Raw genomic sequence first — 20,179 nt, 5'->3', positions numbered from 1 at the left:
CTAGACCTCGAGCAGTTCTGCTTCTTTATGCTTCAGCACTTCGTCGATGTGCTCTACATGCTTGTGGGTGAATTCGTCGAGCGCCTTTTCGGCGCGGCGCACATCATCCTCTCCCGCGTCGCCATCCTTTTGGAGCTTGTCCAAGCCGTCCTTGGCATGGCGGCGGATGTTGCGGATGGAAATGCGCGCGTCCTCGGCCTTTGTCTTGGCTACCTTGATGAACTCCCGGCGGCGCTCTTCAGTCAACTGCGGCAGCACAATGCGAATGACGCTGCCATCTGAGGTCGGGTTGATGCCGAGATCACTGTCGCGCAGTGCCTTCTCAATGCCAGCAAAAGCACCCTTGTCGTAGGGCGAGATGATGATCATTCGGGCTTCAGGAGTCTGGAATGACGCCAACTGATTCAACGGGGTGTAGGCCCCGTAGTAGTCGACGACAATCTTGTTGAACATCGCAGGAGTAGCGCGGCCGGTGCGAATGGTGGCGAAATCTTCACGAGCCACCGCGATGGCCTTGTCCATGCGATCCTCCGCGTCAAGGAGGATCTCGTCGATTTCGTCACTCATCTTGTACTCCTTGATTGCTTGTGGGGCAATTGCTGTGCTGACCACTGCTCTTGCGCCAATCTTGCATTGCAGGACACCGCTCGTTCAAAAACTCGACACTAAGGTACCGATGGTCTCGCCTCGGACAGCGCGCGCAATATTGCCGTCAACGAGCAAGTTGAACACCACCAGCGGCAGGGCATTGTCGCGACAAAGACTGATGGCCGTGGCGTCAGCCACCTTGAGGTTGCGAGCCAGTACTTCATCGTGGGTCAGCGTCGTGAATCGGGTGGCATCAGGATTTGTGCGCGGATCAGCGTCATAGACCCCATCGACGCCCTTGGCCATGAGCACGACCTCAGCGCCGATTTCAAGAGCCCGCTGAGCAGCGGTGGTGTCGGTGGAGAAGTAGGGCTGGCCAAGGCCAGCACCGAAGATCACCACCCGGCCTTTGTCGAGATGACGCATGGCCTTGCGTGGGATGTATGGCTCGGCGACCTGCCCCATGGTGATGGCGGTCTGGACGCGAGTTTCCACTCCAGCCTTTTCGCAGAAATCCTGCAGAGCCAGGCAGTTCATCACGGTGCCGAGCATGCCCATGTAGTCGGCACGCGCGCGATCCATGCCTCGTTCGGACAATTCGGCGCCCCGGAAGTAGTTGCCGCCACCGATGACCACAGCAACTTCGGTACCGCCGTGGACGACATCAGCGATCTGCCTGGCAATCGAGGCCACGACGTCAGGATCAACGCCGAGCCCCCCACCTCCGGCAAAGGCCTCTCCGGACAATTTCAGCAACACCCGCTGCCAACCGCCCTGCGGCACTGCTGGCCAAGTTGAAATCGTGCCTTCGAGAGATTCTTGGATGGCCCCGGTGCCTGCTGTGTGTGCCATCTGCCATCCCCTCGGTTGCTCGATTAGACCTTAGTGGGAGTTACTGACCAATCTCGAAACGCACGAATGCCGAAACTTCGGTGTTCGCTGAGGCGAGCACCTGAGCAACGGACTGCTTCTGCTCCACGACGCTGGCCTGCTCCAAGAGCACGTTGTCCTTGAAGAAGGAGTTCACGCGGCCCTCGATGATCTTGGACATCGCAGCCTCAGGCTTGCCCTCCTCCTTGGCAGTTGCCTCGGCGATGCGTCGCTCACTTTCGACAACTTCGGCTGGAACCTCGTCGCGGGTGAGGAACTGCGGACGCATGGCAGCGATCTGCATGGCAGCGCCACGAGCAGCGTCCTCTTGGCCTGTGTAGGCCACCATGACGCCGACCTGAGCGGGCAGGTCTGAGGAGCGTCGGTGCAGGTAGACCGTGACCGGGGCTGGGAGCACGGCAACGCGCCCGATGGTGATGACCTCACCAATCACGCCGGCCATCTCGGCAATGGCACCTGCTGCCGTACGACCATCAGCAAGGGTGGCAGCGTTGGCAGCCTCTGCGTCAGCGAACTGTCCCTCGGCGACAGCCAGCACGATTGCATCGGCCAGGGCCTGGAAATCGGCATTCTTGGCGACGAAATCAGTCTCGCAGAGCAATTCGACAAGCGCATTGCCACTTGCGGCGACAAGTCCGTTGGAGGCCTCGCGCTCGGCGCCGCGCTTGGCAGCCTTGGCGGCTCCGGAGATGCGCAGGAGTTCGACGGCCTTGTCGAAGTCGCCATCAGATTCTTCGAGGGCGCGCTTGCATTCCATCATGCCCGCGGCGGTGTAGTCGCGGAGCTTCTTGACTTCGGCGGCAGTGATATTCGCCATGGCGATGTATTCCTTTGCTGACGTAATGAGTGAGGCCTGGGGATGACATGGAACCGGTGGCCGTCTGTGCTACAGACGGCCACCGGGGAGAACTAGACGATCGGGATTTGATCCGCGACTGGCGCTTCTTCTGCAACTGCTGCCGGCTCAACGACAACCTCTGCGGCAACTGCCGCGTCCGCGCCTTCGAGCAACTCGCGCTCCCACTCGGCCAATGGCTCCGGTGCTGGCTCTGAAAGCCCTGACGCGCGACTGGCGCGGGCCATCAAGCCCTCAGCAACGGCATCTGCAATCACACGGGTCAGCAGCGCGACGGAGCGAATTGCATCGTCGTTGCCTGGGATTGGGAAGTCGACCTCGTCGGGATCACAGTTGGTGTCGAGCACTGCGATCACGGGAATGCCGAGCTTGTGCGCCTCGCCGACGGCGATGTGCTCCTTCTTGGTGTCAACGATCCAAAGGGCGCTGGGGACCTTGCCCATTTCACGAATACCACCGAGAACCTTGGAGAGCTTGTCCTTCTCACGACGCATCATGAGGAGTTCCTTCTTGGTGAAACCGGATCCGGCAACGTTGACCAGATCCATGTTCTCCAGCTCCTTCAGGCGCGAGATGCGCTTGGAGACGGTCTGGAAATTGGTCAGCATTCCGCCGAGCCAACGCTCGTTGACATATGGCATGCCAACGCGGGTGGCCTGCTCAGCGATCGCGTCATGGCCCTGCTTCTTGGTGCCAACGAACATGATGGTGCCGCCGTGGGCGACGGTCTCCTTCACGTACTCGTAGGCACTGTCGATGAATGCAAGGGACTGCTGCAGATCGATGATGTAGATGCCATTGCGCTCGGTGAGGATGAAGCGCTTCATCTTGGGATTCCAACGACGGGTCTGATGCCCGAAATGCACACCGCTATCGAGTAGCTGGCGCATGGTGACAACTGCCATGACGGCACTCCTTCTACGCGTCATTGCTGACGCTTCGGTTCTTTGGACCAGATCGGCTGACCTGATCCCCTGATGAACCACCGACTCACACCCGCATGAAGCGGGACCGAGCAAGTCGTCTCAACCAGTGGGCTGAGCACGGGATCATGCGAATTCCTCATTTCTGAGGTGGCTGAAGTCTAGGGCAACCCCCACACTGCTGTGTCCACAGGCCGGTAAGCGCGAAATCTGCTCCACGATGGGCATCTTGGGACTCGCGGCAGCAGCGCCTACCCCCTCACAGTCACCAGATGATCCTGTTCGCCCTCGTCACGATCCTGAGCCAGTGGCTGGCACCAATTCCCGGTGCAGAGGTACTGCTGGACTTTGCGCCTGCCCAACAGCGCTGGTCGGCGGGACACCGTGGAGTGGATTTCGCTGCTGAAACCGGCACAAGCGTGGCTGCGATCGGACCGGGAACGGTCGTCTTCGCGGGCATAATCGCCGGAAAACCGGTCATCAGCATCGAGCACCCGGAGTTGGGCTTGAGATCCACCTACGAGCCAGTAACCGGAGTGGTGCGCCCAGGCGATGTGGTGAGGGGCGGTCAGTTGATCGGCTCAATCGCGCGGGTCGGGGGCCATTGCGCGGATCGCTGCCTCCATCTTGGGCTCAAAGACCCAAGGCACGGCCAGTACCGCGATCCCTTGGCCCTATGGGACTCGCGATACGCGGTATTGAAGCCTTTGTCCGACTAGTCGTGGGCGGCTCGCGGATGAGCCTGATCAAAGGCTGACCGCAGCCGCTCCACTGAAACGTGGGTGTACTGCTGAGTTGTGGCAAGGGAAGCGTGGCCCAGGAGTTCTTGAACAGCCCGCAGATCGGCCCCACCTTCGAGCACATGAGTGGCCGCTGAATGTCGCAGGCCATGGGGGGCAAGCCGGGGCAGATGCGCTTGCTGAGTAAGGGTGACGACGACGGTTCGCGCGGCCCGAGGATCCAGTCGATTGCCGCGCACGCCAAGGAAGACCGCAGGCGGCGAGCTCGGTCTGGCCAAGGCCTCGCGCAGGCGAAGCCAAGACTGCAGGGCTCGCTCGGCCGGAATGCCATAGGGCACGACCCGTTCCTTGCGACCCTTGCCCAGCACACGAACCGTGCGCGAATCCCACGCGATATCTGCAAGATCCAGTAGACAGAGCTCAGAGACACGCACCCCCGTGCCATAGAGCAGCTCCACAAGAGCGCGATCGCGCGCAGCTACCGGGTCTTCATCGAGCGCGCGCTCGGCAGCGAGATCCATCAACTGCGCTGCCTCAGCCACATCGAGGACGATTGGCAGCTTGTGTGGCACCCGCGGGCTCTTCAAACGGCGACTTGGATCCGAAGCAATCAGCCCTCGCCGCTCACACCAAGCCGTGAAGGCACGAACGGAGGCTGCGCGACGGGCAATCGTGCTTCGCGAATGTCCCGCTTGGTGCTGCTCACCCAACCAATCGCGCAGGAGTCCGAGATCGATGTGTGCGAGCTGATCGCAGTTCCTTGCGCTGGCAAAGATCAGCAGCGCAGTGACGTCTGATGTGTACGCGCGAACAGTGTGCACGCTTCGATTGCGTTCAAGTGTCAGATGTCGCTCGAAGCCCGAGAGTGCATCCGCGAACGCGGGTGCTAATTCAACAGGTGAACTGACCACGCCGCTATGGTCGCAAACGAAGGTTGAAACTGAATGCTCAGGCGCGCACTATTCGCCAGCCATCATTTGAACGCACGACGAAGTTGAGCATTTCCAGGGTTCCAAGCGCGCCGAGTAAGGCGTGAGTACCCACGCCTGACTCGATCAGCAGCTGCTGCAGATCGATTGGGCGTGATCCAGGGAAGGCATCCAATACGCGCGCCTGGATTTCATTCAGAACATCTGTTGGCCGACTGTGTGCAGCCAAGCGCTTGGAGTCAGCACTTGCCGACTCCAGACTCCCAGCACCCAGGAATTCAAGAATGTCTGACCATCCCGCTGCGAGGGTGGCTGCGTGTTCACGGATCAGGTGATGACACCCAGCTGACATTGGCGAGGTGGTTGGCCCTGGGACGGCAAGCACTGGGCGGTTGAGAGTGAAGGCGCTGTTGGCAGTGGAAGTGGTGCCTGAACGAAGCGCTGCCTCCACCACGACGGTGGCTCTCGTCAGCGCTGCAATCACCCTGTTGCGGGTGAGAAATCGCTGTCGTCGCGCTTGCACGCCCAATGGTGACTCAGAGATGAGAAGTCCGCTGTCCGCAATACGCGCCAGTAGTTCTTCGTGTGCCCTGGGATACGCCACATCGATCCCGGTAGCCAGCACGCACGCCGTGAGTCCGCCTGCGGCAAGAGCCCCTCTGTGCACAGCGGCGTCAATGCCATAGGCACCGCCAGACACCACGAGCCATCCCAGATCGCTGAGCTGACCGCTCCATTCGCGGGCAATACGCTCCCCGTAGGGAGTTGACGCGCGAGCTCCAATCATCGCCACAGATTTCAGTGCCGCAAGGCGCAGATTTGGGCTGCCGAGCACCCACAGGACGTATGGGCGGGCAGCACCAAGATCGTCGAGTTGCGATGGCCATTCGGCATCACCACGCATCACAAGGCGCACACCTCGCTCGTCAGCCTTCTTTCGAACGTCATCGAGATCAACCAATGACAGGCGCGCTCGCAAAGCATCCTCGTGACGACTGTGAATTGAACCGTCTCGAATGCGGGCAACGACTTCAACCGCACCCAGATCTTCCACAAGCGCTCCGATGCGCTGGTCTCCGGGCTCTACGACATGAGCAAGAGTCAGCAAGGCATCTGCGGTCATTGCCCTTGCTCCTGATTGCGAAGGGCCAGAGCCATGGACACTTGCTCGCGTCCGGGCCGGTCTGCTGCCGCAAGATCAGCAAGTGTCCATGCCAAGCGCAGCACTCGATCGCTGCCGCGCGGATTGAGTCCGCGCCGCTCTGCGTCCATGAGCAGCGAGATCCCATCGTCACGTGGCGAGAATTCTCTACGGAGACGACGCCCAGATGCCTGCGCATTGCATCGCCAGTCGTGCAGACGAAATCTGTGCAGCGCACGGTCACGGGCTTGGGCCACCCGCTGTGCGATCACTGCACTCGATTCCGCCAGATCCGCGCGCATCTGCGATACAGGTGGTCCGGACACTGTGCATCGAATATCGACCCGATCAAGCAGTGGCCCTGATAGTCGCTCTGAATATCGGCGCTTGGCCATAGGTGTGCACCTGCAGGCTTCGGCCCGATCGGTGGCCATTCCACATGGGCATGGGTTGGCTGCGATGACCAATTGAAATCTGGCAGGAGCTGACAAGCCTCGCTCAACGCGCATCAATGACAGCGCGCCCTGCTCCAAAGGCTGGCGCAAGCCTTCCAGGCATGGGCGCGCAAATTCGGGAGCTTCATCCAGGAACAAGACTCCCCCGTGCGCGAGCGTCACAGCCCCGGGCACGAGCTTGCCGGATCGAACAGCTCCAAGCATCGCTCCTACCGAGATTGAGTGGTGGGGTGCGATAAACGGTGGCCTGGACATCAGCCCGTGATCTGTGCTCAAGGTGCCGGCCAGGGCATGGATCGCGGTCACTTCCAAGGACAGAGCTGAGCTGAGTGGCGGAAGAATGCCCGGCAGTCGTTGAGCCAGCATGGTCTTGCCAACGCCAGGCGGACCCACCATGGCCATGTGATGGCCACCAGCAGCTGCCACTTCGAGCGCAAGCCGAGCGAATTCGTGACCACGCACGTCCGCAAAGTCTGGCGAGTCATCGAACGAAACTTCGTCTGCACAGAGCATCGGGCGAGGCTCTTGTTGCTCGGACCCTGAGAGCACCCCAACCAGTTGCGAAAGCTTGCTGATGATCACCGGCTCCAACCCTGGAATGGCCATGACGGCCCGAGCGTTGCCGGGACACACCACCACCCGCGTGAAGCCTTCGCGGGCGGCAGCGATGGCTGCGGCCAGCGCGCCCGGCACAGGTCGCACCCCGCCATCAAGGCCAAGTTCGCCGATGAAGGTCATGCCGGATTCAGTGGCGCCCACCTGCTGGGTTGCCTGCAGGATTCCCACGGCAATCGGAAGATCCAAACTGGTGCCCGTCTTGGGTAGATCGGCGGGCCAAAGCCCAATGGTGATTCGAGAATTCGGCCAGACCAATGAGGAATTGATGATCGCCGAACGCACTCGCCATCGCGATTCGTTGACAGATGTCTGGGCTAGCCCAACAACGCCGACGCTGGGCAGTCCTTGAGACACATCGACTTCGACCTTCACCAGAATTGCACTGATGCCTGCCGGAGCAACACCCCAGACCTGCGCCAGTGTCATGCGCCCACTGCTCGAAGATGCTCAATCTCGGCTGCCCCCCAGGCTGGTTGAACGATGCAGACGACGTCGATACGAACTTCTGGTACGTGCGCCTGATGCGCCTCAAGCCAACGGAAGGCCAGATGCCGAAGACGCCGTAGTTTTCGCACAGTGATGGCTTCTGCTGGAGATCCAAGTTGGTGTGAGCTTCGAGTCTTGACCTCACAAATGACAAGCGCATGTCCGTCTCGGGCAACGATGTCGATTTCACCAACATCACACCGCCAATTGCGATCAAGAATCTCCAGACCTTGCTGCTTCAGGAATTCTTCGGCAAGGTCTTCACCGTACTTTCCAAGTGCCTGACTGCTTCGCATGTGAAACCTCCAGCACGGATGTTGCCTGCTGATTGGTGTCCGAGCACGAGGCGCAAAGGGCCCTGTGTGGCTTGCCCAAGGTGACCAGCGTTGGGGATATCGACTAGAGCCCTGGCAGCTTCCACGAACGTCGATGCTGGGCGCAGGCGCCAAACTCACCTAACGCGGCAATATGTGAGACCGAGGCGTAGCCCTTGTTGTCCTGCCACTGATACGGCGGGTAATCGCGGGCGAGCCTGGTCATCAGTTCATCTCGCTCGACTTTGGCAAGCACACTTGCCGCCGCGACACTTGCGCACGACTGATCGGCTTTCACCTTCGTGACAACGGGGGGCACTGAGTCCAACAGGCCTGCTGCCAACTCGACAAAGGACACCTGATCCGGTGGGGTGAACCAGTCATGGCTGCCGTCCAGCAGCACGACATCTGGCAGTTCGCGCAGCGAGCGCAAGGCTCGATGACCGGCAATCCGCAAGGCGCCAATGATGCCGACTTCGTCGATTTCATCCGGGCTGGCGTGGCCTACGGCGAAATCACCAGCCCAGGTCTTGATCTTGGGCACAAGCGCATTGCGTGCATTTGGAGTGAGGTCCTTGCTGTCGCGCACGCCAAGGAGCACTTCGCGGATGCCGCTATGAACAACGACGACTCCGACACTCACGGGACCAGCAAGTGCACCACGCCCAACCTCGTCGATCCCGGCAACAGTCGAGTGTCCAGCCTTGATGAGACCGTGCTCAACACGCAGAGTTGGAGCGATCACGAGCCTGGCGTAGCGCTCTGATTCTGCAAGGCAGGGTCGGCAAAGATGTCGGGAATCGAAAGTGTGGTGAATCGTGCCAGCGGCCACACGACAACGAAGGCTCTCCCGACAATGTTGTCAAGCGGCACTCCCCCGCTGTTGACATCCAGGTGATAGCGCGAATCTCGTGAGTTTCCTCGGTTGTCACCCATCATAAATATTGAGTCCGCTGGCACGGTGATGTCGAACTTCACCTGATTTGTCGGCTGGATGATGTAACTCTCGTTCAATGCAACGCCGTTGAGCACGATGCGCTGCTCCGAGTCGCAGCACACGACGCGGTCACCGGCAATGCCGATAGCTCGCTTGACGAGATCGCTGCCGCTGTCGCTTGGCAGCAATCCGATGAAGGTCAACCCGTTGTGCAGCGCGCCGCGAATGCCTTCGGCGGAAGGACTGGGCGGCCCAAGCCAGCCACCAGGATCCTTGAAGACCACTACCTCACCACGCGAGACACCACCGAAGTGTGTAGTGATCTTGGAGGCAATGATCCGGTCGTTGGGAAGCAGTGTGTTTTCCATCGATTCGCTTGGCACATAGAAGGCCTGAACCAGGAATGCGCGAACAAGCGCCGACAGCACTAGGGCGACGATAATGATCGTGACGAACTCACGGACTCCGGCCAGGAATCCGGTGGATTTCCTCGGCTTCGACTGAGCAGCAGAAGGCTCGAGTTGTTGGTCGTTCACTACGACACCTTGTCATAACTGTCGGGAGCAGCAACTGCACCCCAGCGGGCAGGTGGCCAGATGACGGCCATCACTCGCCCAATCACCTTTGACTCCGGCACCATTCCGCCGCCCGGGTCGCCCAGATGGGCACGCGAATCAGCGCTCTGTGATCGGTGATCGCCCATGACCCAGAGCTTTCCGTCAGGCACGATCACGTTGAACGCAACCGAGCTCGGCTGATCTCCATCGAAGATGTACGACTCAACCAGCGGTGTGCCATTGACGAGCAATCGGCCCTGCGTATCGCAACACTGCACGCGATCACCGGGCAGCCCAATGACTCTCTTGACGAAGTCGTTGCCATCCGGAGCGAAGAGGCCAAAGGACTGACCAACTGACGTCAAGAGTCCAGTGATCGGGTCGCGTTTGGCGACCGACTCCTGAGCGACAAAGGAATCAGTGCCGTCAAAGACCACAACGTCACCACGCTCGATGGGTCGAAGGTTGTAGACGACGCGATTGACCAACACTCGATCGCCGACCTGCAAGGTGCTCTCCATCGAGCCCGAAGGGATCGAGAAGGGCTTTGCTACGAACGCAGTCAATCCAAGAACCACGAGCACGGCAACCAGCAAGATCAGCGGGATTTCCCACCGAGAGTGCCCGCGCACTGAAGAGGCGACTAGCCCTCTGACTTGCTTGGTGCGTTGTCGCGCTTCTCGCGAATCTTGGCCTTCTTGCCACGCAGATCGCGGAGGTAGTAGAGCTTGGCGCGACGCACATCTCCACGCATGACCAACTCGACCTTCTCGATGATCGGGGTATGCAGCGGGAACTTGCGCTCAACACCGGTGCCATAGGAGACCTTGCGGACCGTGAAGGTCTCGCCGATGCCTGAGCCGGAGATGCCGATGACCACGCCCTGGAATACCTGCACTCGAGTCTTATTGCCTTCCACAACCTTCACGTGCACCTTCACGGTGTCGCCGGCGCGGAAATCTGGCAGATCGGTCCGCAACGAGGCGGCGTCTACTGCATCAAGGGTCTTCATGATCATCGCTTCCTGCAAGCGCCACAGGCCGCCCACACATGGTTAAGAGGAGAATTGCACCCAAGAACCGAATCCCCTGTGGCAGAGCACCGGCGAGCTGGGCTGGTGAAGTGTGCCATATCGGGCTGCGCTCCCCCAAACTCGCCTCACCGGCCCCGAACTGCAAGCATGTCCTCAGGTGCAACAGGAGGGGCTTTCATGAGCACACACCCACGAGCTGGGCAGGTGGCGCTGAATGAGGACCTCGTGCTCATCCCCAATCTGATCACCGCCTACTACAGCCTGCATCCAGACCCCAAGGATCCATCGCAGCGGGTCAGCTTCGGCACTTCGGGGCATCGGGGCAGCGCCCTGACTCAGTCCTTCAATGAGGACCACATTGCTGCCACCTCCCAAGCGATCTGCGACCACAGAGACTCCGCTGGCATCTCGGGGCCCTTGTTCATGGGCAGCGACACCCATGCGCTGAGCGCACCCGCCTGGGCAACGGCACTTGAGGTCTTTGCCGCCAACGCTGTGCGGGTACAGGTCGACGCCGAATTCAACATCGGCAAGGGCCACACCCCAACACCAGCCGTTTCGGTAGCCATCCTCATGCACAATCGCCAGTTGCCAGCATCCAGCCCTCGCCGTGCCGACGGAGTGGTGATCACGCCTTCACACAACCCGCCGAAGGATGGCGGCTTCAAGTACAACCCACCTCATGGCGGACCGGCTGGTTCGGACATCACCGCCGACATTCAGGCGCGAGCCAATGCCTACCTTGCCGCCGGACTCGTCGGTGTCCGGCGAGTGCCCTTGCAGGCTGCGATGTCGGCGAGCACCACCTCGCTCTATGACTTCCGAGCCAACTATGTGGCCGAACTCGACAAGGTCATCAACCTTGAAGCCATTCGAGGCGCCGACATCCGGATCGGTGCGGATCCCCTGGGTGGGGCAAGCGTGGACTACTGGCCGGCGATTGCCGAGAGGTACCAGTTGAACCTCACGGTTGTGCATCCGTTCGTGGACCCCACATGGGCCTTCATGACTTTGGACTGGGACGGACAGATTCGGATGGACTGTTCATCGCCCTATGCAATGGCCTCGCTCATTGAGAACCGAGCGCACTATGACATTGCAACCGGCAACGATGCGGATTCTGACCGACACGGGATCGTGACCCCTGACGGACTGATGAATCCCAACCACTATCTCGCCGTGAGCATTGACTATCTGTTCAAGCACCGTGAGCACTGGGCAGCGGGTGCTGGCGTCGGCAAGACGGTGGTGAGTTCATGCATGATCGATCGCGTGGCTGCTTCACTTGGAAGGTCCCTGCTTGAAGTGCCCGTTGGATTCAAGTGGTTCGTGCCAGGACTCATCGACGCAAGCTTGGGCTTCGGCGGCGAAGAAAGCGCAGGGTCTTCCTTCTTGCGCCTTGATGGCTCGGTGTGGTCAACCGACAAGGACGGAATCATCGCCGCACTGCTGGCTTCAGAAATGCTGGCTACCACCGGGATCTCGCCTTCGGTGCGCTATCGAGAATTGACTGCCGAGTTCGGCGACCCGGTCTACGAACGGATCGATGCGCCTGCGACGCGTGAGCAGAAGGCTGTGCTGGGCGCCCTGTCTGCCTCAGCCATCACGGCCACCGAACTTGCAGGCGAGTCGATCACCAGCATCCTCACAGCGGCACCGGGCAATGGTGCAGCAATCGGCGGGCTCAAGGTGACGACCGAACATGGCTGGTTTGCGGCGCGGCCCTCTGGTACTGAGGATGTCTACAAGATCTACGCGGAATCCTTCACCGGCACCGAGCATCTGGCGCAGATTCAAACTGAGGCTCAGACGCTTGTGGACTCAACTATCAACTGAACGCATCAGCTCAGTACGAGCACGCGATTGCTCTGCGCGCCACTGCTCAATGCGCTCATGGTGACCACTGAGCAGAACCTCAGGCACCTCTAGGTCACGCCATGACTGCGGTCTGGTGAATACCGGGCCTTCCACCATCTGGCCTGACTCATCGATGCTGAATGAATCGTCTACTGCACTGCTCTCATTGCCAAGCACGCCAGGCAGCAAGCGACCTACGGCCTCGATCATGACCATTGCGGCCACTTCTCCGCCAGCCAGAACGTAATCTCCGAGGCTGACTTCCGCCACGCCATCCCAATGCTCGTCACTGCCGTAGAACTGCGCCAAGCGCGCATCAATGCCTTCGTAGCGACCACAGGCAAACACCAACCACGGATGCTCACTCCACTGCTGCGCGGTGGCCTGTGCGAACCTGGCACCTGAAGGCGTAGGGATGACGAGCCTTGGCTTGTTCAGCTCACTTCCGCGAATGTCATCAAGGGCCTTGCCCCAAGGCTCCGGGCTCATGACCATCCCGGGTCCACCTCCATACGGAGTGTCATCGACGGTGCGATGCCGATCCGTGGTCCAGTCGCGCAGATCATGAAGCCGAAGGTCAATGGTGCCCGCGTCGATGGCCTTGCCGATGAGCGAGAGTCGCAGCGGGCTCAGGTATTCGGGAAAGATCGAAACAATGTCGATTCGCATCAACGCACCGGAATCACTGCTGATCAGGCGTGGCAGCGTCAGCATCGGGGGCGTCGAGTTCGAGGAGTCCCGATGGCGGGTCGATCACGATGCGACGTGAAGCGATGTCAACAGTCGGAACGAACTGATGAATGAATGGCACCAGCACCTCCGCCAGTTCAGGTCGCGTGATAGCCAGGAGATCTTGACTGGGAAGGTGGACGACTTCGCGAACAGTCCCCACGCGCTCACCAGTCATGAGTTCGACAATGCAACCCTCGAGCGTGTCGTCGTAGAACTCCTCGGGATCCTCGGGCACTTCGTCAACTGGGCGATCGATCTCCAGCAAGGTCCCGCGCAGTGCTTCGGCTGCCTCCCGATCATTGACACCCTCAAAGGTGAGCAGCAGCCGGCCGGAATGCCAATGGGTCTGCTCCACCTTCAACAGGCGGGCAGACCCATCAACAACAAATTCAGCGCCAGTTGTGAACCGACGATCGGGCTCATCTGTGCGAGGCTCGACCGTCACGACCCCGCGCACACCGTGCGGCTTACCTATGCGGCCTACAACGACGCGCATCTTCAGTTAGCGCTCGGCAACATCGAGGAAATCGATGCGCACGCCGCGACCACCATTGAGTGCAGCCAGAACATTGCGCAGTGCCGTTGCGGTGCGTCCACCGCGACCGATGACACGACCCATGTCTTCAGGATTCACACTCACATTGAGCGTGGCACCACGACGCTGGGACTTTTCAGAGACATTGACGTCTTCAGGATGGTCGACGATGCCGCGCACCAAATGGCCCAGAGCCTCTTCGAGCATCAGGATGTGGTCTCTTCTGCTGCAACTTCCTCAGCGACAACTGCCTCAGCGACAACTGCCTCGGCAACTTCAGCGTCGACCACTGCGTCGATGACCGCTTCGACAGCGGCTTCCTCAGCAATGGTCTCAACAACGGCTTCGGCGGCAACTTCTTCAACTACAACGGCAGCTGCCGGAGCAGCGACGTCGAGCTTTGGCTTCTTGGTGATCTTGGGCTCGTTGGCGGCATCGGCAACAGCTGCTTCGAATACGAGCACCTTGGACACCTTGGGCTCGGCAACCTGCAGCGTGCCTTCGGCACCTGGAAGGCCCTTGAACTTCTGCCAGTCACCAGTGACCTTCAGGATCGCAGCAACGGCTTCTGTTGGCAGTGCGCCAACTCCGAGCCAGTACTGCACGCGCTCGGAGTCAACCTTGATCAGACTCGGGTTCTGCAGGGGCTGGTAGATACCGATCTCTTCGATAGCACGGCCATTGCGAGCGGTGCGCGCATCAGCAACGACGATTCGGTACTGCGGTGCATGGGTCTTGCCAAGGCGCTTGAGCTTGATCTTTACGGCCACGGTGGGCTTGTCTCCTGTTAGGTGAGGCGGTGCGAGCTCACTCCTGAGTGGGGACACAGAAGCGGGCTAAAACCTTGCGGGCTGTCGAGTCAGCAGATGAGAGGGTCGGCTGGCTCGGCAATTGCCCGCTTATTCTGCCAGATGCCCTGTGCATCTGCGACCACACCTGTCCGCGCAGCTATTGACCGAGCATCTTCTTCAGATCAGGGGGCAAACTGCCCAGATTCGGCGGGGCTCCTGCCGTTGCCGGATCACCACCGAGCGCCCGCTTTGCTGGGTTGCCGCTTCGGCCCTTTGCTCCCTTAGCCGGTCGCTCCTGCTTGGCCATCCGACCCTTGGACTTCTTTCCAGCGCCAGCGCCAAAGCCAGGCATCCCGGGCATCGTTGGCATGCCGCCCTTGCCCGCCTGTTTCATCATGACCTGAGCCTGAGCAAAGCGCTCCATGAGGCTGTTGATCTCGCTGACCTGCGTACCTGAGCCCTTGGCGATGCGCACCCGCCGGGAGGCATTCAGCAGTTTGGGATCCTTGCGCTCCGCGGGGGTCATCGACTGGATGATCGCCGCGACACGATCCAGATCGCGATCGTCGATCTGGTCAAGCTGGGCCTTCATATTGCCCATGCCAGGCAGCATGCCAAGCACACTGGAGAGCGAGCCCATCTTCTTGACGGCCTGCATCTGCTCCAGGAAGTCATCAAGGGTGAAGTCCTCACCCTTGGCGACCTTGGCCGAGAGTCGCTCTGCCTGCTCGGAGTCGAATGCCCGCTCAGCCTGCTCAATCAGCGTGAGGACATCGCCCATGTCCAGGATGCGGCTGGCCATCCGCTCAGGGTGGAAGACCTCGAAGTCCTCAAGCTTCTCACCGGTGGACGCGAACATGATCGGAGCCCCAGTGACGCTCTTCACCGAGAGCGCAGCTCCACCACGAGCGTCGCCATCGAGCTTGGTGAGCACGACACCGTCAAAGCCGACGTTCTTCATGAACTCTTCGGCGGTGCGCACCGCATCCTGTCCGATCATCGCGTCAACGACGAACAGCACCTCATCTGGTGAAGCGGCATCGCGCACCTTGCGCAACTGCTCCATCAGTTCGGCGTCGATGGCCAACCGGCCGGCCGTGTCCACGATCACCGTGTCGTAGAGCTTTGCTTCAGCGAACTCCCGAGCATCGAGGGTGACCTTGACCGGATCGCCAATACCGCTGCCGGGCTCGGGGGCGAAAACTGCAACACCAGCGCGTTGCGCCACCACTTTCAGCTGGTCAACCGCATTTGGACGCTGAAGGTCCGCGGCGACCAGCAGCGGCGTGTGCCCCTCGCGCTTCAGGGCTACGGCGAGCTTGCCGGCCAGGGTCGTCTTGCCGGCGCCCTGCAGGCCAGCAAGCAAGATGACCGTGGGTGGCTTCTTTGCATATCGGATGGTCCGGGTTTCGCCGCCCAGGATGACCACCAGCTCCTCGTGGACGATCTTGACGACCTGCTGGGCCGGGTTCAGCCCACCAGAGGCCGTGACTTCCAAAGCTCGAGTCTTGACGGTGGCACAGAACTCGCGCACGACCGGCAATGCAACATCGGCCTCGAGGAGTGCGATCCGGATCTCACGAACTGTGGCATCGACATCGGCTTCAGAGAGCCGTCCCTTGCCTCGAAGTCCCTTGAAGGTCGCCGACAGGCGATCAGAGAGGTTGCCAAACACAGGGTTCAGGGTAATGGCTGCAGAAGTTCACCCAGCACAGTCACCTTCACTGCGGCTGCGTGCTGATCGCTCAGCGCCTTGCCATGACGATCAACGAGGAAGAACACGTCAACGGCGTCCGATCCCAGAGTCTGCACTCGGGCACCTGTGATCGCGGCATCAGTTGACGCAATCGCACGGGTGATGCGGTACAGCAATCCGGGTGCATCGTGGGCCCGCACTTCCAGCACAGTTGAACGCTCAGACGCCGTCTCGATCACCTCAATGCGCGGCGCAGCAACTTTCGCATTCGCGCTGTAGGCCTCATCACGTTTGCGCAGACGTTCGGCGACATCGAAGGAGCCGTCAATGGCTCTGCGCAATTCTTCACTCAACAATTCGATGCCGGGCGGATCGCCGAAGATTGGCTGCACATTCCATACCTGCACCGCTCGCTGCCCATCTGTCATCACCTGAGCGGATCGCACTTGAAGACGGTGAACGGCCAGCACCCCAGCCACCGTCGCCAGCAGTCCGATGCGATCGGGAGCAGCCAGAGTCAGCTCATAGCCGTCGTCGGTATCTGCCATCACCACCCAGATGCCTTCGTGCGCGATAGCAAGCTGCTGATCCTCAGTGAGGTGCGGCAATTGTGGAAGAGGCCGACCCGCGATCGCTTCGTGGGTTCGTCGCACAAGTTCGTCAACGAGATTTCGACGCCAGGCGGTCCACATTGAGGGGCCAGTTGCGATGGCATCGGCCTGTGTCAACGCGGCAAGCAGGTCAAGGATCTGCGGATCTGGTATGCGCTCAGCCACGTAGGCCACGGTGGCTGGATCATCGAGATCTCGTCGAGTGGCGATCTCGGAAAGCATCAAGTGATGCAGCACGAGCAGCGAGACCGTGCCGATGTCAGCGGCGCTGTAACCCATGGATTTCATAACACTCGCCACCAGAGTCGCACCAAGTTCACTGTGGTCTCCCGCGCGAGCCTTGCCAAAGTCATGGAAGAGCGCGCCGAGCAGAAGGAGATCCGGTCGATCAACATTGCGCGTCAAGGCACTGGCCTGCACCACGCATTCGATGAGGTGGCGATCGACTGTGTATTTGTGGAGGGCATTGCGTTGGGGAGCAGCTCGCACCACATCCCATCCAGGGATCAGTCGGGAGATCACGCCTGCTTGATCAAGTGCCTCCCATACCTGAACGGTTGGCATGCCGGCGCCGAGCAGGGACAAGAACGCGTCGCGTGCTGCCTGTGTCCAAGGATCGGGAAGTGGAGCACTTTCCTGCGCCAGACGTGTGACGGTGTGGGGGGCCAATGGAATCCCCGCTTGAGCAGCCGCGGCCGCCGCTCTGAGGATGAGCACCGGGTCCTTCTCAGGACGAGCATCAATCGCCAGCACCGCCTCGCCAGACTGCACGACAACACCGTCTGTCAATGGCACGCGCTCGGGGCTTCCCTTGCGAACCGGCCTCATGCTGAAGCGGGTGGAACGCACGGTGAGCCGATCAACGCGATGCCACGTTGTGTCAGATGAGTACGCAATTGCTCTTGCAGCGGTGTACACCCCGCGCAGGAGATCGTCCGCATCGCCGACCCCCAAGGCCTGTGCCACTGCATCCTGCTCCTGCAGCAACAGTCGGTCGCTGCTGCGATGACTGACCTGATGCAGCGCATCACGCACATCAAGCAGGTAGTCCACGCCTTCTTGCCAATGTGAATGCGTGATGTCAGTGATCCATGATGCTGCGATCGCACGGAGCACGGTGGCCTCGCGCAGGCCGCCGTACGCCTCCTTGATGTCTGGCTCAAGCATGGTGTTGAGCTCGCCGAAGAGCTCCTTGCGCTGATCGACAAGGGCGCGAAGGTCACCAATGCGCTTGGGTGCCGTGGCTCGCCAGTCGGCATATATCGCCTTGCGCAACTGCTCACCGATGGTCACATCACCAGCGATCACGCGAAGATCGAGCAGACCAAGAATGACCTTGATGTCCTCGCTGGCCAGGCGGCGAGCTTCGGCAACGGTACGCACGCTGTGATCCAGCGCAATACCGGCATCCCAGATCGGGTACCAGAGCTCTTGAGCAATGGCGGCAGCTCTTCGGGGATCAATGCGATGAAGAAGGACAAGATCTACGTCACTGCCAGGCGCAAGCTCTTGGCGCCCATGCCCTCCCACAGCGACCAGACACACGCCGTCGGCCAATGGATGGGAGGCCTTGAACACCTCAGCCAGCCAGGCATCAGTGTGTTCTGTCAAAGCAGTGCGGCGTCCTGGACCAAATGGCCCAGGACGCCGCACGATGGCTTCACGTGCGCTGATGAACTCAGCATCGGCGCGCATCAGTAGCCCGTTGAAATTACAGTGCGTCCGCGCCGCGCTCGCCGGTACGAACCCGAACGACAGCTTCGACTGAGGAGACCCAGACCTTGCCGTCGCCGATGCGCCCGGTCTGGGCGGCACCAACAATTGCGTCGACTACGCGGTCAGCATCAACATCGTCAACGACGACCTCGACACGAACCTTGGGCACCAGATCAACCGTGTATTCAGCTCCACGGTAGACCTCGGTGTGTCCACGCTGCCGGCCGAAGCCGGAGGCCTCAGACACAGTCAGGCCGTGGATGCCCGCAGCCTCCAGTGCACCCTTGACATCCTCAAGCTTGAACGGCTTGATGATTGCGGTGATCAACTTCATGACGAACCTTCCTCTGAGTGCGATGCTGCGTGTCCCATGCCGGCGAAGACGCCGCCGCCACCTGAATCACCAAGCTCGTAGCCAGTTTCTGCGTGCTCAGCGACATCGATTCCGGAGATTTCCTGCTCTTCGGTGACCCGAATGCCCATGACCAGCTTCAGGATGACAGCGATGATCAGGGTAATGACCAGGGAGTAGCCCAGTACAGCACCAGCACCAACTGCCTGCTTGCCAAGCTGATCGATGCCGCCTCCGTAGAACAGTCCGTTGATGCCCGTCGGAGAAGCATCCGTAGCCAGGAAGCCGATGAGCAAGGTGCCGACGAGGCCACCGACCAAGTGGACACCAACGACGTCCAACGAGTCATCGAACTTGAAGACGTACTTCAAGCCCACTGCCAGTGCACAGAGCACACCCGCGATGAGGCCCAGCAGCAGTGCGCCGACCGGGCTCACTGCGGCACACGCTGGAGTGATCGCAACCAGTCCGGCCACAACACCCGAGGCCGCACCCAACGAAGTGGCATGTCCATCGCGAATCTTCTCAGTGATGAGCCAGCCGATCGCTGCGGCGCAGGTCGCGGCGAATGTGTTGATAAACGCCTGAGCTGCAAAGTCATCTGCTGCAGTCGAAGAACCTGCGTTGAAGCCGAACCATCCGAACCACAGCAGCGCGGCACCGATCATCACCAAGGTGAGGTTGTGCGGTCGCATTGGCGACCTTGGCCAACCAAGACGCTTGCCAAGGACGATGCAGAGTGCAAGACCGGCAACACCGGCATTGATATGGACGGCCGTACCACCGGCGAAGTCGATGACGCCGTACTTGAAGATCCAGCCGCCAGTCTCAGAATTGAGATTGAAGACCCAGTGCGCAACCGGGAAGTAGACCAAGGTGGCCCAGATGCCCGCGAATACCAGCCATGCGGAGAACTTCATGCGATCGGCTACTGCGCCGGCGATGAGACCGACAGTCAGACAGGCGAACATGGCCTGGAAGGCGACGAAAGCCAGCGGCGGATAGCCATAGCCTTCAACCGGCGCAGCTCCTTGAAGCTGTCCGAGCCCAGCGAACTCGGTGATGTTACCGAGCAGACCGGTCGAGCCATAGGAGGCGCCGAAGGCCATTGAGTAGCCGTAGAGCACCCACAGAACACCGACGATGAACAGTGCACCCATAACCATCATGAGCATGTTGAGGACGGACTTCATACGGACCATGCCGCCGTAGAAGAAGGCCAGCCCGGGGATCATGAGCAACACCAGCGCAGCGCTGGTGAGCAGCCAGGCAGTGTTGCCTGTATTCAAAGCCGATTCCATTCCAGTCTCCTTTCGAACCACAAGTGTTCGGTCGCGTAATCGACAAGCGGAGGTTCGCGGGTGGAGGTTTCCCTTTGCTGCGCAGATGATTACCGTCCTGTCACAAAATCAGTGACTAAG

General features: G+C 60.4%; 22 protein-coding genes. 2 read left to right on the top strand and 20 right to left on the bottom strand.

Going from position 1 to position 20,179, the window contains the following annotated elements:
• From frr to rpsB, 4 genes are all read right to left on the bottom strand, one after another.
• Nucleotides 1-567 carry a ribosome recycling factor gene (gene frr, locus Q8M73_07490; GenBank protein ID MDP2288394.1) on the bottom strand — a complete coding sequence of 189 codons (567 nt, stop codon included), beginning with the start codon at nt 565-567 and terminating at the stop codon, nt 1-3.
• An 84-nt stretch (nt 568-651) separates the two neighbouring features.
• On the bottom strand, nt 652-1,440 hold the full coding sequence (pyrH, locus tag Q8M73_07485) for a UMP kinase (GenBank protein MDP2288393.1): 789 nt from the start codon (nt 1,438-1,440) through the stop codon (nt 652-654).
• A 40-nt stretch (nt 1,441-1,480) separates the two neighbouring features.
• A complete protein-coding gene (gene tsf / locus Q8M73_07480) occupies nt 1,481-2,296 on the bottom strand; it encodes a translation elongation factor Ts (GenBank protein ID MDP2288392.1) in 816 nt (271 codons plus the stop codon).
• A 92-nt stretch (nt 2,297-2,388) separates the two neighbouring features.
• Nucleotides 2,389-3,240, bottom strand: a complete 852-nt coding sequence (rpsB, locus tag Q8M73_07475; protein MDP2288391.1) for a 30S ribosomal protein S2 — start codon at nt 3,238-3,240, stop codon at nt 2,389-2,391.
• Nucleotides 3,241-3,530: 290 nt separating this feature from the next.
• Between rpsB and Q8M73_07470 the strand changes: the two genes are divergently transcribed.
• Nucleotides 3,531-3,977: a M23 family metallopeptidase gene (locus Q8M73_07470; protein ID MDP2288390.1), complete on the top strand. Its 447-nt coding sequence runs from the start codon at nt 3,531-3,533 to the stop codon at nt 3,975-3,977.
• Here the strand turns inward: Q8M73_07470 and Q8M73_07465 are convergent.
• The 8 genes from Q8M73_07465 to rplS form a co-directional block, all read right to left on the bottom strand.
• The gene (locus tag Q8M73_07465) at nt 3,974-4,909 is read right to left on the bottom strand and encodes a tyrosine recombinase XerC (protein MDP2288389.1); all 936 of its coding nucleotides are present in this window, start codon (nt 4,907-4,909) and stop codon (nt 3,974-3,976) included. The two genes, Q8M73_07470 and Q8M73_07465, sit on opposite strands and share 4 nt — an antisense overlap.
• Nucleotides 4,910-4,946: 37 nt before the next feature.
• Nucleotides 4,947-6,050 carry a DNA-processing protein DprA gene (gene dprA / locus Q8M73_07460; GenBank protein ID MDP2288388.1) on the bottom strand — a complete coding sequence of 368 codons (1,104 nt, stop codon included), beginning with the start codon at nt 6,048-6,050 and terminating at the stop codon, nt 4,947-4,949.
• Nucleotides 6,047-7,567: a YifB family Mg chelatase-like AAA ATPase gene (locus Q8M73_07455; GenBank protein MDP2288387.1), complete on the bottom strand. Its 1,521-nt coding sequence runs from the start codon at nt 7,565-7,567 to the stop codon at nt 6,047-6,049. The genes dprA and Q8M73_07455 overlap by 4 nt, the downstream gene beginning before the upstream one ends.
• Nucleotides 7,564-7,923, bottom strand: a complete 360-nt coding sequence (locus Q8M73_07450; protein MDP2288386.1) for a YraN family protein — start codon at nt 7,921-7,923, stop codon at nt 7,564-7,566. The genes Q8M73_07455 and Q8M73_07450 overlap by 4 nt, the downstream gene beginning before the upstream one ends.
• A gap of 103 nt (nt 7,924-8,026) precedes the next feature.
• Nucleotides 8,027-8,686 carry a ribonuclease HII gene (locus tag Q8M73_07445; protein MDP2288385.1) on the bottom strand — a complete coding sequence of 220 codons (660 nt, stop codon included), beginning with the start codon at nt 8,684-8,686 and terminating at the stop codon, nt 8,027-8,029.
• Nucleotides 8,683-9,414 carry a signal peptidase I gene (lepB, locus tag Q8M73_07440; GenBank protein ID MDP2288384.1) on the bottom strand — a complete coding sequence of 244 codons (732 nt, stop codon included), beginning with the start codon at nt 9,412-9,414 and terminating at the stop codon, nt 8,683-8,685. The genes Q8M73_07445 and lepB (Q8M73_07440) overlap by 4 nt, the downstream gene beginning before the upstream one ends.
• A complete protein-coding gene (gene lepB / locus Q8M73_07435; protein MDP2288383.1) occupies nt 9,414-10,067 on the bottom strand; it encodes a signal peptidase I in 654 nt (217 codons plus the stop codon). Before lepB (Q8M73_07435) ends, lepB (Q8M73_07440) begins: the two co-directional genes overlap by 1 nt.
• A gap of 11 nt (nt 10,068-10,078) precedes the next feature.
• Nucleotides 10,079-10,447 (bottom strand): 50S ribosomal protein L19, encoded by a 369-nt coding sequence (rplS, locus tag Q8M73_07430; protein MDP2288382.1) that lies wholly within the window; start codon nt 10,445-10,447, stop codon nt 10,079-10,081.
• Between the two features lie 198 nt (nt 10,448-10,645).
• Between rplS and pgm the strand changes: the two genes are divergently transcribed.
• Nucleotides 10,646-12,304, top strand: a complete 1,659-nt coding sequence (gene pgm / locus Q8M73_07425) for a phosphoglucomutase (alpha-D-glucose-1,6-bisphosphate-dependent) (protein ID MDP2288381.1) — start codon at nt 10,646-10,648, stop codon at nt 12,302-12,304.
• Here pgm and trmD read toward each other — a convergent pair.
• The 8 genes from trmD to Q8M73_07385 form a co-directional block, all read right to left on the bottom strand.
• A complete protein-coding gene (gene trmD / locus Q8M73_07420; GenBank protein ID MDP2288380.1) occupies nt 12,290-12,994 on the bottom strand; it encodes a tRNA (guanosine(37)-N1)-methyltransferase TrmD in 705 nt (234 codons plus the stop codon). The two genes, pgm and trmD, sit on opposite strands and share 15 nt — an antisense overlap.
• A gap of 13 nt (nt 12,995-13,007) precedes the next feature.
• Entirely contained in the window at nt 13,008-13,553 is a 546-nt protein-coding gene (gene rimM / locus Q8M73_07415; GenBank protein ID MDP2288379.1) for a ribosome maturation factor RimM, read from the bottom strand.
• Nucleotides 13,554-13,559: 6 nt separating this feature from the next.
• Entirely contained in the window at nt 13,560-13,799 is a 240-nt protein-coding gene (locus tag Q8M73_07410; protein ID MDP2288378.1) for an RNA-binding protein, read from the bottom strand.
• The gene (gene rpsP / locus Q8M73_07405; protein ID MDP2288377.1) at nt 13,799-14,362 is read right to left on the bottom strand and encodes a 30S ribosomal protein S16; all 564 of its coding nucleotides are present in this window, start codon (nt 14,360-14,362) and stop codon (nt 13,799-13,801) included. The genes Q8M73_07410 and rpsP overlap by 1 nt, the downstream gene beginning before the upstream one ends.
• 178 nt (nt 14,363-14,540) lie before the next feature.
• Nucleotides 14,541-16,058, bottom strand: a complete 1,518-nt coding sequence (gene ffh, locus Q8M73_07400; GenBank protein ID MDP2288376.1) for a signal recognition particle protein — start codon at nt 16,056-16,058, stop codon at nt 14,541-14,543.
• Between the two features lie 5 nt (nt 16,059-16,063).
• Nucleotides 16,064-18,385, bottom strand: a complete 2,322-nt coding sequence (locus tag Q8M73_07395) for a [protein-PII] uridylyltransferase (protein MDP2288375.1) — start codon at nt 18,383-18,385, stop codon at nt 16,064-16,066.
• A gap of 16 nt (nt 18,386-18,401) precedes the next feature.
• Nucleotides 18,402-18,740, bottom strand: coding sequence for a P-II family nitrogen regulator (locus tag Q8M73_07390; protein MDP2288374.1), 339 nt, complete (start codon nt 18,738-18,740; stop codon nt 18,402-18,404).
• Entirely contained in the window at nt 18,737-20,059 is a 1,323-nt protein-coding gene (locus tag Q8M73_07385; protein MDP2288373.1) for an ammonium transporter, read from the bottom strand. Before Q8M73_07385 ends, Q8M73_07390 begins: the two co-directional genes overlap by 4 nt.
• Between the last annotated feature and the right edge of the window lie 120 nt (nt 20,060-20,179).

The sequence above is a fragment of the Actinomycetota bacterium genome (genome assembly GCA_030684515.1).
Taxonomy (GTDB): Bacteria; Actinomycetota; Actinomycetes; order S36-B12; family S36-B12; genus UBA11398.
Note: the sequence above shows the minus strand (reverse complement) of the source record. Positions and strands in the feature narration are given on the sequence as shown.